Raw genomic sequence first — 14,328 nt, forward strand, 5'->3', positions numbered from 1 at the left:
CCCGGTGCACACGTCGTGCGCACGCCGCCCTTCAACCGATTGAAACACTTGAACTCTCGCTCCAATCCATCATAGGGAAGTTTGAGCTAGGTCCAGCCAGCGGGAGGCAGCCAAATCTAACGCCCCGCATCAACGTCCGCTTTGCCGAAGAGCGGACGACATCGCGTATTGTTACGCGCGCAAGAGGCGACTGATCGCTAGTCTAGTGGACCCAGCTTCCGCTACCCCCGCTATGCGTCGATGATAAGATCGGAAAGTGGGACGGCCTGGCATGTCAGGCAATGCCCCCCATCCAGATCCGCGCAATCGACGAAATGACGAACCTCGCCGGTCTTTATTGGCACGGCACAGCTTTCGCATTGTCCGACACGGCAACCACTCGGAAGTGCAAGCCCGGCGCCTTCTGCCGTCGCAAGGATGCTAATCAGCGGCACCTGCGGCGACCATGTCAGTGTTCGGCCAGAGCGGGCGAAATGAATCCGGCGCGGCACGAGGCCGTCGAGCGCGGATTGCGCGGGCGAACGGAAACGTTCCCTGAAGATCTCGAATGCAGGCACGCCACGCGCCTGGAGACCCGCGCTCACCTCTTCCATCATCGCATCGGATGCGCACATGTAGAAGCGCGCACGCTTGTGCAACAATTCCGGATCGATATCCGACACGGTGAACCGGCCCTGCCTGTCAAAGCGGTCGCCGCTTCGTGGCTGGCTCAAATATGTGACCAGGGTCAGGTTCGGAAGCCTCTGCCGCAGCGCTTCAAGCCGATGCTGGAACGGACGGCTCTGACTATCCCGGCAGCCATAGTGCAGCGTCACACGCGGTTCGTCAGTAGTTCCCTCCAGCGTTTCGAGATAGGACAGGAATGGTGTGATGCCGATGCCGCCGGCGATCAGAACGACCGGAAATTCGTTGCGCAGCGGCAGGACGAAGCCGCCTTTCGGTGACTGTAATTCGACAACATCACCGGGCGCGAGCGCATGCCTGATCGCCGTCGAGACCCGCCCGCCCTCGATGTGTCTGACGCCGATGTCGTAGGCCTCGGGTGACGCGACCGCGGCTCCGGTGAGCGAATAAGATCGGATCACCTCGCCCATCCGGACGCTGACATACTGGCCCGGCCGGAAAGCGGGAAGTGAGCCATCGTCAACGGGCCGCAATGTCAGCCCGATCACATCGGAACATTCCTCGCGACGCTCCGCGACGGCGAATGACCGCCAGCCCTGCCAGGACGTACTCACCTCAGGTGCGACATCGCAGGCAAAAGAGCGCAGCGCCAGCGCGCCGCTCAGGGGATCGCGGCCATCTTCGGCGATGATGGCGTTGAAGCTCGCGCCGACAGGCTGTGTCTCGTCCGGGCGATAGCCCGGAAGGCCAAGATCCGGCGCCGGCTGCCACCAGCCATAATCGCTCGCCACCACATCCTGCGCGAGCGCATCATTAAAGGTGGCCCGCATCCGGATCGTGCCGATGCGGCTGCTCACGCGCATCCAGTCACCTTCCTGGATACGCCTGCGGCGGGCGAGTTCAGGATGAATCTCGGCCGTCGGCTCCACGCGCTTGCGACGCAGCGCATTGATGCCCCGATGCTGGCTATGGCAGAAATAGCCGCTATTGGCGGAGAACAGCGTCAGCGGAAACGCCTCGTCACGACGCTCGGCTGGTTCGATGAAGAGCGGTACCGCGGGATAGCCATGGCGATGCAGCAGTTCCGAATAGAGCTCGGCCTTGCCGGTCTGCGTGGCGAAGCCGGTCGTCTCATATTTGCGATGGAGATGCTTGAGCGGCACGCGAATGCCCTCCGGCCTGGCCCGTAGCGCTTCGAGGTCGAGTCCGAGCGGCGCGAGCAGATGCTCAAAGCCCTTCTCGACATCGCCGTCGAAGAACAGCTCGCCCATGCCGAGCCGTTTGGCGAGTTGGAACACGATCCACATATCCGAACGGGCCTCACCCTGCCGCGGAATCATCTGCGGGCGCAGTTGCACCAGTTCCTGCGCCTCGGGCGAAATCTCGAAGCCCAGGCGCAGCGCCTCGTGTTCCCAGGGGCTCGAGACCGGCAGCACGATGTCGGCCATCTCGGCGGTCGGGTTCAGGAACAGATCGCAATGGACCTGGAAGTCGAGCGCCTTCAGCGCCTCCCGTCCTCGCTCTGGCGCTGGATGCGACACGAGAAGATTGGAGCCGAACGCGAACAGCGCGCGCACACGGTAAGGCCTGCCGGTCAGGGCCGCGTCGTAGAAATCGCTGGAGGTGATCCAGCCGTCGGTTGGCGGACCGAGCGGGCGCTCCGAGAGGCCGAGCGTGCGCGCTCTCGTCTCCGGCGGGATCATCGCGATGGAATGCAACGAGGGCACCGGAAGGCTGGGCATCCGGACATTGCCGCCCGGCGCATCGAAGCAGCCGGTCAGTGCATAGAGCGTTGCGACGGCGCGTTCGGTCTGTGAGGCATTTGTATGCTGTCCGAGCCCGGTCCAGCCGTGATAGCAAACCGATGCCGCAGCCGAGATCATAGCCGCGAGTTGCTCGACCTGCGCCGCCGGAATGCCGGTGATGCGCTCGACCGTCGCAGGATCGTAAGGCTCGGCCGCCGCGACATAGTGATCGAAACTGGTACGGCAGGCGACGGGGCCTTCGGGACCGATGATTTCGAAGCTTCCTTCGAGCGGAGCCACAGCGAGCCCGTCCTCGGCGAGCACCGCGCGGCCCGCCGCCTCATCCCAGACCAGGAAGCCATCACTTGGCAGTCCGATCTCGCCGGCGCGCAGAAAACAGCCATCGCTGTTGCGAACCAGGAAGGCAGCGTTGGTCCAGTGCCGCACGAAGTCGGCGTCATAGGCGCGGTTGACGATGAGCCAGCGCGCGAGGCCGAGCGCCAGCGCCGCGTCGGTGCCGGGGCGGATGCGCAGCCACAAATCGGCGTCGCGCGCCGAACCGGTCCGGCGCGGGTCGATCACGGCGAGCCTGGCGCCCTTCGCCCGCGCGGCGCTGATCGCCTCCGCTTGCGCAAGCCAGACATTGGCGGGGTTGTGGCCCCAGAGCAGGATCAGTTCAGAGTTCCGATAGTCTGCTGTCGGCAGGCCACAGCCAAAGGTGAAGGCGTGGGCGTGGTCCTTGTGCCAGTTGCAGATCTCGGTGGAGAAACAGTTGTTCGGACTGCCGAAGCCGCGGACGAAGCGCTGGATCCAGTCCAGGCTGTCTGATGTCGAGGACGAAGAGCCGGAGGTCACCGCGAACGCGACCGATTCCGGCCCGGTCTCTTCCCGGTAGCGCCCGAGCCGTTCGGCGATCTCGCTCAGTGCCTCGTCCCAAGATATCGGCACGAAGCCCGGATCGGTGGCGCCCTTCGGCGCGGTGCGTCGCAATGGCGTCTTCAGGCGCCGGGCCGAGTGCGCGATCTCCGGAGCGGCCCTGCCCTTTGGGCACAACGCCTTGCCGGTCGGATGGGCCGGATTCGGCTGCACAGCGACCAGCCTGTCATTCTCGACCACGTTGAGCGTGCCGCAGCGAGAGCGGCACAACGTGCAGAAGCCAGGCTTTTCCTGCTTGGACATCATCAGGCCTTCGTTGTCGCGCGCCCTCGCTCGGGAGACCGCACGAGGGAACTCGGATTGGCCAGCAGACTCGCGGCCGTGAGATCCTCGATCGCCGCGCCGACCGATTTGAACAGGGTGATCTCGTTGCGGTCAAGGCGACCCGGTTTCGTGCCATTTGTCAGTTCATGGAGATCGCCGCAGATCCTGTCGGCGCTCCAGCTTCCGGCGGCGATGGGTTGCAGCAGGTCTCCCGCCTCGGCGAGTGCTCCGGCATAGGTGTCGACGAAGACGCGGCTGCGCAAAACGGCGTCATCGTCGCTTTCGCGCATCTGCGGCCTGAACGCACCGACGAGGTCGACGTGGGTTCCCGGCCGCAGCAGTGCCCCTTTGACCAAAGGCTCGGTCGACGTCGTGGCGCAGGTGATGATGTCAGCCTGCGGCAAGGCCTCGGCAAGGTCGGCCGCACTGGCTGCGTTGACGCCCTGCCGGACAAGCGTATCGGCTAGGGCTAGCGCGCGCTGAGGATTGCGTCCCCAGACCAGCACCTTCTCGATCGGACGTATGGCGCAGTGGGCTGCGACAAGGTGAGGTGCGAGATGGCCGGTTCCGACGACAAGCAGTGTGCGGCTGTCGGCGCGCGACAGATAGTCGGATGCCAGCGCCGAGGCGGCCGCAGTGCGCCGGTTGGTCAGGGCCTCGCCGTCGATCATGGCGCGCGGCTGGCCGGTCTGGCCATCAAGCAGGAAATAGAGCGACGACACCGCTCCGAGACCGCGCTCGGCATTCTGCGGAAACACCGTGACGAGCTTGACGCCGAGCGACTCGCCGCGAACCCAGGCCGGCATCGTCAGGAGACTGGCGGGCGCGCCGTCGACGCCGACCTCGTAGGCCTGCCGCAACGGCATCGGCTCGCCGTCGCGCCTGAAGGCCTCGCGCAATGCTTCGATCAGCTTGGGAAAGGCAAGCGCGGCATGGACGTCGGCAGCGGAGTAACTGCGCAGCATCGATATCATCCCGTCCCAATCATGAAAGTGCGCTGATGCCGGTGCAAATCCAGATGACTTCGGCATCCTCCTTGCTCAACGACACGATGGCATGGCCCATCTTGCTGTCGAAATAGGTGCTGTCGCCTACCTCGAGCGTGACGGGAGCATAGAATTCCGTGAACACCCGGACTGTACCGGACAGAACGCACAAGAACTCCTCGCCCTCGTGACGCACCCAGCCGGGGAAATCGTCCAGGCTGCGCGCCCTGATCCGCGCCTTGAACGGCAGGATGTGTTTTTGCGAAAGGTCGGTCGCCAGCACTTCGTAGTCGTAAGTATCGGTCGGGTGCGGCTTGCCCTCGCCGTTTCGGGTAACGCTGCGGCGGCCAAAGGGCGCGCTCTGGCGGCGCTGGTCGAACAGCTCGACGATGTCAAGATCGACCCCACGCGTGATCTTCTGGAGCACGTCATACGTCGGCGACATCTGGCCGTTCTCGATCTTCGATAGGGTCGAGCGCGCGACCCCCGTGCGCTCGCTCACCTCTTTCAAGGTCCAACCCTTGTCGATCCGTACGCGCTTCAGCCGCTGACCGAGATCGTCGCTTGTCTCGGCCGGCGCGACGTCGGCCGAGAAACGCGCTGGCACGATCTCGGCGGCCGCGGTCTCCCTCAGCGACGGTCGCGTCGCAGTCTTCTTCATTGCGGCTCTCTCCCTTTTATTGCGTATGTGAAGCCCGGCGGCGCGAAACCGCCGGGCCTTGCCTCACTTCTTTACGAGCGGGCATTCACTCTGGGCAAGAGATTGAAAGGCCTGCTCCCCAGGGACCGTCGCCACGACATTATAATAGTCCCATGGCTGCTTCGATTCGGAAGGTTTCTTGACCTGGACCAGCAGCATGTCGTGGACCATGCGGCCGTCCTCGCGCACCTTGCCGCCCTTGGCGAAGAAGTCGTCCACAGGCAGCTCGCGCATCTTGGCAGCCACGGCCTTGGCTTCATCGGTGCCGGCGGCCTGGATCGCCTTGAGATAGTGCCGGATCGAGGAATAGACGCCGGCCTGCGGCGCGGTCGGCATGGCCTTACGCACCTCGAAGAAGCGCTTGGCGAAAGCGCGTGTCTCGTCGTTCTGGTCCCAATAGAAGCCCTCGATGAACGAGATTCCCTGAGCGGTCGACAAGCCGATCGCGTGGACGTCGGTGATGAACACGACCGGCGCGGAGATGGCCTGGCCGCCCGCGATGATACCGAACTCATTGGCCTGCTTGATCGCCGTCGTCATGTCCTTGCCGGCGGTGGCGAGAACAATGACCTTGGCTTTCGACGCCTGCGCCGGCAGCAGGAACGCCGAGAGATCGTTCGCGCCGAAGGGATGGCGGACGGCGCCCAGAACCTTGCCGCCATTCGCCTTGATCGCCTCACTCGCGATCTTCTCGAGCGAATGCCCGAACGCGAAGTCGGCGGTAATGATGAAGAAGGTGTCGTTGCCCTTGTCGATCAGGGCCTTCATCGGTCCGACCGCGTTGGAATAGTTGTCGTAGACCCACTGAAAGCCGGTCGGCGAGCACTGCTTGCCGGTCAGATCCGTGGTGCCCGGCGACGAGAACAGCGCGACACGGTTGGTGTCGCGCGTCAACTGCTGAACCGCGAGCGCAATCGCACTGTTGGTGACGTCCGAGATCGCATCGACTTTCTCGTTCTCGATCCAGCGCCGGGCGATGCCGACGCCGATGTCGGCCTTCTGCTGATGATCGGCGCCGACGATCTCGATGGGCTTGCCGAGAACCTTGCCGCCGAAGTCCGCTGCCGCCATCTGCGCCGCCAGCAGTGAGCCCGGCCCGTTCAGATCGGAATACTGGCCGGACATGTCGGTCAGCACGCCGATCTTGACCACATCGTCGCTGACCTGGGCCGTGGCCTGACCGCCGACGGCGACCGAACCGAGGCAAAGCGCGGCCGCGATCCCGCGCAGGAGTTTGGAAGACGTCTGTTGCATGATCTATTCCCTGTTATCAGATCCGCTCTTCCGAGCGGGTTTGGCCCGGTCCTGTCCTGCTCCGCCGGATGGCGAAGCTTTGTTCAAAATGTCTCAGCTCACTCCTGTGGCGCGACCGCCACCTCGCGGAGCGCGGCGGGCGCCGCTGCCGGTGTCCGGCGCAGGCGATGCCAGAGCTCAATCAATTCGCCGACGATGCCGCGCCGGAAGGCAAGCACGCAGAGCACGAAGATCAGGCCGTGAATGACGGTGACCCATTGCCCGAATGCCGCCAGATAGTTCTGCATCGCGACGACGATGAAGGCGCCGACGAGCGGGCCGTAGAGCGTGCCGACGCCACCGAGAAACGTCATCAGCAGCACTTCGCCCGACATCGACCAGTGCACGTCGGTGAGGCTGGCGAGTTGGCTGACGATCGCCTTGGTCGAACCTGCAAGCCCCGCCAGGGCCGCCGAGAGCACAAAGGCGACGAGCTTGTAACGATTGGTTTCAAAGCCGAGCGACTGGGCACGCACGTCATGATCGCTGATCGCCTTCAACACGCGCCCGAACGGCGACCCCACCAGCCGCATGATCAGGAAAAAGCCGCCGAGGAATATCACCAGCACGAAGCCATAGAGATTTGCCGGCTGCGAAAGGTCGATGAGGCCGAACAGCGTGCCACGTGGAACGGCCTGCAACCCGTCTTCGCCGCCGGTAAAACGCGCCTGGAGCGCCACGAAATAGACCATCTGCGCGAACGCAAGCGTCACCATCGCGAAGTAGATGCCGCTGCGACGAATAGCGAGCCAGCCGGTGACGAGGCCGAGCATGGCCGCCGTTGCAGTCCCGGCCAGGATCGCAAGCTCGGGAGATAGCCCCCAGATCTTGGCGGCATGGCCGCAGACGTAGCCGGCCGAGCCCAGGAACATCGAGTGGCCGAAGGAGACGAGCCGCCCGTATCCGGCCACCAGGTTGAAGGCGCAGGCGAACAGCGCGAAAATCATCGCCTTCATCATGAAGCCGGGATAGACGACGAGTGGCGCGGCCGCGAGGCAGCAGGCGAGTGCCAGGAAGATCAGCGTCTGCGTACGCATCGACGGCGCGGTCGCCGACAGGCCGGACTGCGGTTGGCCCTGCGCCGCCTCGAGCTTCGAGCCGAACAACCCCGCTGGACGGATCAGCAGCACCACCGCCATCACGACAAAGACAACCGTCGTCGAGGCTTCGGGATAGAAGGCCTTCATCAGGCCCTCGATGATGCCGACGAGAAAGCCGGTCACGATCGCGCCCATGATCGAGCCCATGCCGCCGATCACCACCACAGCAAAGACGACGATCAAGAGATCAGCGCCCATCAGCGGACTAACCTGGTAAACCGGCGCGGCCAGCACGCCCGCCAGCGCGGCGAGCCCGACACCGGCGCCGTAGGTCAGCGTGATCATGCGCGGGACGCGGATTCCGAACGCCTGTACCAGCATCGGGTTTTCGGTCGCGGCACGCAGATAGGCGCCAAGCTTGGTGCGCTCGATGACGTACCAGGTGCCGAGGCAGATCACGACAGAGGCTACGATCACCCAGGCCCGGTAGTTCGGCAGGAACATGAAGCCGAGATTGCGGCCTCCCGTCAGCGCTTGTGGAATCGAATAAGGCTGGCCGGAGGATCCGAACCAGTTGCTGAACGCGCCCTGCACCATCAGCGCGAGACCGAAGGTGAGCAGCATGCCGTAGAGATGATCGAGCTTGTAAAGGCGCCGCAGCAGCAACACCTCGATCACGATGCTGATCGCGCCGACGATGAGCGGCGCCAGGATCAGCGCCCACCAATAGCCGACGCCGAGATAATTGAGCAGCAGCCACGCGCCCATGGCGCCCATCATGTACTGCGCGCCATGCGCGAAGTTCACGATATTCATCATGCCGAAGATCACCGCCAGCCCGAGGCTCAGCATGGCGTAGAAGGCGCCGTTGATCAGCCCGAGCAGGAGCTGGCCATAGAGGACTGCGGAAGGGACGCCGAGGATCGTGGTCATGATGCCCTTTAAAGTCCGAGATAGCTCTTGAGCGCGCCCGATCTGCCTTCGAACGCCGCGCCCGGAATTTCCTCGACGACGCGGCCGAGCTCCACGATGTAGTGGCGGTCGGCAAGGCCGGCGGCAAAGCCGACATTCTGTTCGACCAGCAGGATGGTGAAGCCGAGCGCCTTCAGTTCGGTGATCGTCCGGCCGATCTGGCGGATGATCACGGGAGCGAGCCCCTCGGTCGGCTCGTCGAGCAGCAGGATGCGCGCGCCGGTGTGCAGAATGCGCCCGAGCGCCAGCATCTGCTGCTCGCCGCCGGACAGCTTGGTGCCCTGGCTGTCGAGACGCTCCTTCAGATTGGGAAACAGCGTGAGGATCTGCGCGACTGTCATGCCGCCGGCGGCGATTTTCGGCGGCAGCAGCAGGTTTTCGCGCACGCTCAGGCTCGCGAAGATGCCACGCTCCTCCGGACAGAAGGCGATGCCCTTGCGCGCGACGTCGTAAGGCGCGGCACCGATGAGTTCGTCACCGTCGAGCGCGATCGAGCCCGAGCGCTTGTCCAGCAGCCCCATGATCGTCTTCAATGTCGTGGTCTTCCCGGCACCATTGCGGCCGAGCAACGTCACCACTTCGCCGGCGCGGACGCTGAAATCCATCCCGTGCAGGACTTTGGACTCGCCATACCAGGCCTGGAGATTGCAGACCGCGAGGCTCTCACGCATGCGCCTGCCCCGTATAGGCAGCCATCACGTCGGCGCGCGAGGACACTTCGGCATAGCTTCCTTGCGCCAGCACTTCGCCGCGCACCATCACGGTGATGGTGTCGGCAAGCTCGGCGACCACATTCATGTTGTGCTCGACCAGCAAGACCGTACGACCCTTGCCGGCCTCGCGGATCAATTGCGTCACCCGCCCGATATCTTCATGACCGAGCCCCGCCATTGGCTCATCGAGCAGCAGCACGCTGGGCTCCAGAGCGAGCGTCGTCGCCAGTTCGAGCAAGCGCTTGCGGCCATAGGAGAGACTGCCCGCCATCGTCCCGGCGTAGTCGGACAGGCCGAAGCGCTCAAGCAACGCGTCGGCGCGCTCCAGCACGCGACGATGATGCGAAATCCGGCCGAGCAGATTCCAGGCGAGACTATGCTCGCGCAGCAACGCGAGCTCGATATTCTCGCGGACGGTCAGTCCGGCGAAGACTGCCGAGATCTGGAAGGAACGCACCACGCTGCGCCTGGCCATCGCGGGCATGCTGAGGCGGGTGACGTCCTGGCCATCGTGCAGGATCGTGCCGGCCGAAGGCGGAAGGAATTTCGTCAGAAGGTTGAACAGGGTGGTCTTGCCGGCCCCGTTGGGGCCGATCACGGCGTGCATGCTGTTGCGGGCAAGGCGGAAGTTGACACCGTTGACGGCGAAGAAGCCGCCGAACTCGCGGCTCAGGCCGCGAGTCTCCAGAGCGTAAACGGCGCCGTCCGTCATGCCTTTGTCCTGCTGACGTCTGGATCGCAGCTTGGAGAGACGGGTTTGGACCAGACCGCGGGTCCATCCTTGATCAAAAGTTTCCTATCGTCAACTTATTTCCTATAGGATCATTTTGCCGCATTTCTGAATTTCGGGTCTACAGCCGCGCCTCGATCAGATGGACGAACTGCGCCCCGACCTCGTACAGCGCCGTCCTCGCGCTCCGGAAATTGGGCTTGATCGGCGTCGATGCCGGAAGCGGCAGGTCCTTCTCGTCGAGTTGTCCGAGCGCGTAGAGGGCGAGCAAACGCCCGAACGTCGTACCGGGCGCAATGCCGCGCCCGTTGTAGCCGCTGAAACCGAACACGTTTTCGGCGAGCTTGTGGAAGCGCGGCAGGTGATCCTCGGTCATTCCGATCAGGCCGTACCACTCCGCTTCGAACCTGACGCCACCGATTTGCGGGAAAAGCTTCTTGAGCGCCCGTTGGGCCCAGGATCGATGAACCGCAGCACCCGTCCCTCGGAGCGCGCCGCAACTTCCGAACACGAGGCGGCCGGCGCGATCGAAGCGAAACGAACTCAGCACCTCATTGGTGTCCCAGGCGCCTTGCCGTTCGGGAAGAATGGATGCGCGAACATCGTCGGACAGCGGCTCGGTGGCAAAGTTGAAATAAGGCAGATGGATCTGCTCCGTTGTAACTTCGGACCAGGGCCCCGTCGCATAGGCATCGGTCGCCACGATGACGCGATCGGCGATGACGTGGCCGCCCGCAGTGTGCAGCTTCCATTTCCCATCAATCTGCTCGGCCGAGGTGACCGCGCTGTGGGTGAACATCTTCGCGCCGGCATTCACGGCGCTGCGGGCAAGGCCCCGCGCATAGGCCAGGGGCTGGATCGTGCCTGCGCGCCGATCCAGCAACGATCCGGTGTAGGCGGACGATCCGACCTTCGCTTCGGTCTCCCTCGCGTTCAGCAACTCGACCGGCGCACCGCGACGGCTCCATTGCGCCACGCGCTGCTCCAGTTCCTTCAACCCTTTGGGTCCGACGGCGCAATGGAGCGTGCCGGCACGCTCCAGCTCGCATTCGATGCGGTGACGCTCGATCAGATCGAACACCAATTTCGGGGCGTCGCCCAGCAATTCGAGCAGACGCTCGCCGTAATCGCCACCGAGCACATCGCCAAGGACGTCCGGCATCACCCACATGCCGGCATTGACCAGGCCGACGTTTCGGCCGGCCCCGCCAAAGCCGATCTCCACCGCCTCGAGCAGCGCAACATTGGCGCCTGCCTCGGCAAGATGGAGCGCAGCCGACAGACCGGTATATCCGCCGCCGACGATGGCCGTGTCGACCCTGATCGATCCGTTCAGTCCGCTCGTTTCCGGGGCCGGAGGCGCGGTCAACTCCCAAAGACCGTGGGATCTGGCGTTGTCTAGCATCGGCTCCGACGTCCTCGTCTGTTTCCGCCTACAGGGTCGAGTTGTCCGAGGCGCGTTGACTGATTCATTCCAATTCGGCAAGTGAGATGCCGACCGTTGCAGGGGAGCCGAATAGCTGGACTGCGGGTCCGGACGGTAATCTAGCGTTGCCAGTTGCGCCGAGCCAAGTCATGTTTGGTCAAGACCTCATTCGGCCGGAGAATGATGTGCAAGGCCCCCGCCGCTTCTTACCTTCACTGCCCCTGCTGGCCGCCTTTGAAGCGGCGGCGCGGACCGGGAGCATCACAGCCGCGGCCAAGGAGCTGTCGCTGACACAGAGCGCGGTGAGCCGCCAGGTCAAGGCTCTGGAGGAACAGCTCGAGGTCGAGCTGTTTCATCGGGAGCGGCAGACCATCCGCCTGACTGTGGGTGGCGACGCCTATGCCCGCGAGATACGCGATGCGCTGCGCAAGATCAGCACGGCCTCGCTCAATCTGCGCGCTAATCCGTTCGGCGGCACTCTGACTCTCGCAATCCTTCCAACCTTTGGCACACGATGGCTGGCGCCGCGGCTGCCCAAATTCCTCGCGGGCAACCCCGGCATCACCATCAATCTGGTCACGCGGTTGTCGAGCTTCGACTTCAGGCTGGAGCCCGTCGACGCCGCGATCCATTTCGGGCGCCCGGAATGGCAAGGGGGTGAATTGGCGTTACTGCGGTCGGAGACCGTCATCCCCGCCTGCAGCGCCGAGCTGCGAAGTCAATATGGTTTCGAGCGCGCAAGCGACCTTCGGAAGGCCCCACTGCTGCACCTGACGACGCGGCCGGACGCGTGGGAACAATGGCTGACGCTGCACGGCGTGGATGCCCATGCCGTCCATGGCATGCTGCTGGACCAGTTTGCCACCGCATCGCAGGCGGCAATTTCCGGGCTGGGCGTAGCGCTGCTTCCCGAATTTCTCATCGAGGAGGAGCTGAGCACCGGCAAGCTGGTGCGCGCCCTCGACCTGCCGATGAAAAGCGCCGAGGCCTACTATCTGGTGTGGCCGACCGACCGGGCGTCTCATCCACCACTTGTTGCATTCCGGGAATGGCTTCTTCTGGAAACGGCGCCAGACCGCTGAAGGTCCCCGCCTGACAGGGTCAGGCCTACTGGCTTGCACTCACCTCCGAGCGATTTTGGATTTCGCCCCCTGGTCATTCAGCACCGGAATGACTTATTGAACTTCTATCGTTTGAAAATGCCGGGCCATTGTCCTCTCTATGAGGTGGGCGATCGCCTTCAAGGCCCGCGCTGCCGGAGAACGATCATGACTTCTCTCAAGACAATCGCTGACAGCCGCCTCCTCTGAAATCAACGCGAGCCCTCGGAAAGAGTCCCTCATGTCAGACAAACAATCCGCTCATGCCAAAAACCCCTCGCTCAAGGCCGAGGTCGACGCGCTTCTGGTTGAGCTCGGAGTCGAGCCCGCCAGCTACACCGGTGGCACGCTGGTCGCGAAAACCCCGATCAGCGGCGAAACCGTGGCGCAGGTCAGGCAGGTCGATGCCAACGGTGCGACCGCTGCCATCGAAAAGGCTCACGCGGCCTTTCTCCAATGGCGTCTGGTCCCTGCTCCCAAGCGCGGCGAACTGGTCCGGCTGCTTGGCGAAGAGCTGCGCAGCAACAAGCGTGCGCTCGGAAGGCTGGTTTCTATCGAGGCTGGCAAGATCGAGTCCGAAGGCCTTGGCGAAGTCCAGGAGATGATCGACATCTGCGATTACGCCGTGGGGCTTTCCCGACAGCTCTACGGCTTGACGATCGCCACCGAGCGCCACGAGCACCGTATGGCGGAGACCTGGCATCCGCTCGGTGTCACCGGCATCATCTCGGCGTTCAATTTCCCGGTCGCGGTCTGGTCGTGGAATGCCGCGCTGGCGCTGGTCTGCGGCAACAGCATCGTCTGGAAACCGTCGGAAAAAACGCCCCTCACCGCCTTAGCGACCGACGCGCTGTTCGGACGCGCCCTGAGGCGCTTCAAAGCCGAAGGCGGATCGGCCCCCGACGGACTGTCCGCCGTGCTGGTGGGAGGGCGCGAGATCGGTGAGGCCCTCGTCAACAACACCAGGGTCCCCGTGGTCTCGGCAACCGGTTCGACCGCCATGGGACGCGCCGTCGCTCCGAAGCTCGCGCAACGCTTCGCCCGCGCCATTCTGGAGCTCGGCGGCAACAACGCGGCGATCGTAACGCCGACGGCCGATCTCGACCTGACGCTGCGCGGCGTTGCCTTTGCGGCCATGGGCACGGCAGGCCAGCGCTGCACCACGCTGCGACGCCTGTTCGTTCACGAGAGCGTCTATGAAAGCTTCGTGCCGCGTCTGAAGAAGGTCTATCAGTCCGTATCGGTCGGCAATCCCCTGACCGGCAATCTGGTCGGCCCTCTCATCGACGGCCTCGCCTATGAAGCGATGCAGCGTGCACTCGACGAAGCCAAGGCCTCGGGTGCTGCCATCGTCGGCGGCGAGCGCGTCGCCGTAGCCGGCGCCGACGCGGCTTTCTACGTCCGCCCTGCGCTGGTCGAGATCGGCGGACAGACCGGCTCAGTCGAGCGCGAGACCTTTGCGCCGATCCTGTATGTCATCAAGTACCGCGACTTCGATGCCGTGATTGAATTGCACAATGCCGTCCCGCAGGGCCTGTCATCGTCGATTTTCACCAACGACCTGCGCGAAGCCGAAGCCTTCTTGTCGGCGCGCGGCTCCGATTGCGGCATCGCCAACGTGAACATCGGCCCTTCGGGCGCCGAGATCGGCGGCGCATTCGGCGGCGAGAAGGAAACCGGCGGCGGACGTGAATCCGGCTCGGATGCCTGGAAGGCCTACATGCGCCGCGCCACCAACACGGTCAATTATGGCCGCACGCTGCCGCTCGCCCAGGGCGTCAAGTTCGATGTCGATTGAA

General features: G+C 64.0%; 10 protein-coding genes and 1 pseudogene. 2 read left to right on the forward strand and 9 right to left on the reverse strand.

From position 1 onward, the window contains the following. Positions 1 to 230: 230 nt before the first annotated feature. The 9 genes and pseudogenes from XI09_RS45375 to XI09_RS45410 form a co-directional block, all read right to left on the reverse strand. Positions 231 to 3,551: a molybdopterin-dependent oxidoreductase gene (locus XI09_RS45375; protein ID WP_271572758.1), complete on the reverse strand. Its 3,321-nt coding sequence runs from the start codon at positions 3,549 to 3,551 to the stop codon at positions 231 to 233. After that, the gene (locus tag XI09_RS45380; protein WP_333939215.1) at positions 3,551 to 4,534 is read right to left on the reverse strand and encodes an ornithine cyclodeaminase family protein; all 984 of its coding nucleotides are present in this window, start codon (positions 4,532 to 4,534) and stop codon (positions 3,551 to 3,553) included. Before XI09_RS45380 ends, XI09_RS45375 begins: the two co-directional genes overlap by 1 nt. A 19-nt stretch (positions 4,535 to 4,553) precedes the next feature. Next, the gene (locus XI09_RS45385) at positions 4,554 to 5,216 is read right to left on the reverse strand and encodes a helix-turn-helix domain-containing protein (RefSeq protein ID WP_271572759.1); all 663 of its coding nucleotides are present in this window, start codon (positions 5,214 to 5,216) and stop codon (positions 4,554 to 4,556) included. A gap of 63 nt (positions 5,217 to 5,279) precedes the next feature. Continuing rightward, positions 5,280 to 6,509, reverse strand: a complete 1,230-nt coding sequence (locus XI09_RS45390) for an ABC transporter substrate-binding protein (RefSeq protein WP_271572760.1) — start codon at positions 6,507 to 6,509, stop codon at positions 5,280 to 5,282. A 98-nt stretch (positions 6,510 to 6,607) separates the two neighbouring features. Beyond that, positions 6,608 to 7,585 (reverse strand): branched-chain amino acid ABC transporter permease, encoded by a 978-nt coding sequence (locus XI09_RS45865; RefSeq protein WP_333939220.1) that lies wholly within the window; start codon positions 7,583 to 7,585, stop codon positions 6,608 to 6,610. Positions 7,586 to 7,645: 60 nt separating this feature from the next. After that, positions 7,646 to 8,521 (reverse strand): annotated as a pseudogene (locus XI09_RS45870) (branched-chain amino acid ABC transporter permease); the annotation flags it as partial. Between the two features lie 8 nt (positions 8,522 to 8,529). Further along, positions 8,530 to 9,231 carry an ABC transporter ATP-binding protein gene (locus XI09_RS45400; protein ID WP_271572762.1) on the reverse strand — a complete coding sequence of 234 codons (702 nt, stop codon included), beginning with the start codon at positions 9,229 to 9,231 and terminating at the stop codon, positions 8,530 to 8,532. Further along, positions 9,224 to 9,985, reverse strand: a complete 762-nt coding sequence (locus XI09_RS45405; protein ID WP_271572763.1) for an ABC transporter ATP-binding protein — start codon at positions 9,983 to 9,985, stop codon at positions 9,224 to 9,226. The genes XI09_RS45400 and XI09_RS45405 overlap by 8 nt, the downstream gene beginning before the upstream one ends. A gap of 139 nt (positions 9,986 to 10,124) precedes the next feature. Continuing rightward, a complete protein-coding gene (locus XI09_RS45410) occupies positions 10,125 to 11,408 on the reverse strand; it encodes an NAD(P)/FAD-dependent oxidoreductase (RefSeq protein WP_271572764.1) in 1,284 nt (427 codons plus the stop codon). Positions 11,409 to 11,578: 170 nt separating this feature from the next. On the opposite strand from XI09_RS45410, the gene XI09_RS45415 reads away from it, so the two are divergent. After that, complete coding sequence (locus tag XI09_RS45415) at positions 11,579 to 12,511, forward strand: LysR family transcriptional regulator (protein ID WP_442869667.1); 933 nt, start codon at positions 11,579 to 11,581, stop codon at positions 12,509 to 12,511. Between the two features lie 259 nt (positions 12,512 to 12,770). Beyond that, positions 12,771 to 14,327 carry an L-piperidine-6-carboxylate dehydrogenase gene (gene amaB, locus XI09_RS45420; protein WP_271572765.1) on the forward strand — a complete coding sequence of 519 codons (1,557 nt, stop codon included), beginning with the start codon at positions 12,771 to 12,773 and terminating at the stop codon, positions 14,325 to 14,327. The last annotated feature ends 1 nt before the right edge of the window (position 14,328 follow it).

The organism is Bradyrhizobium sp. CCBAU 11386, assembly GCF_028128955.1.
In the GTDB taxonomy this organism is placed as follows: domain Bacteria; phylum Pseudomonadota; class Alphaproteobacteria; order Rhizobiales; family Xanthobacteraceae; genus Bradyrhizobium.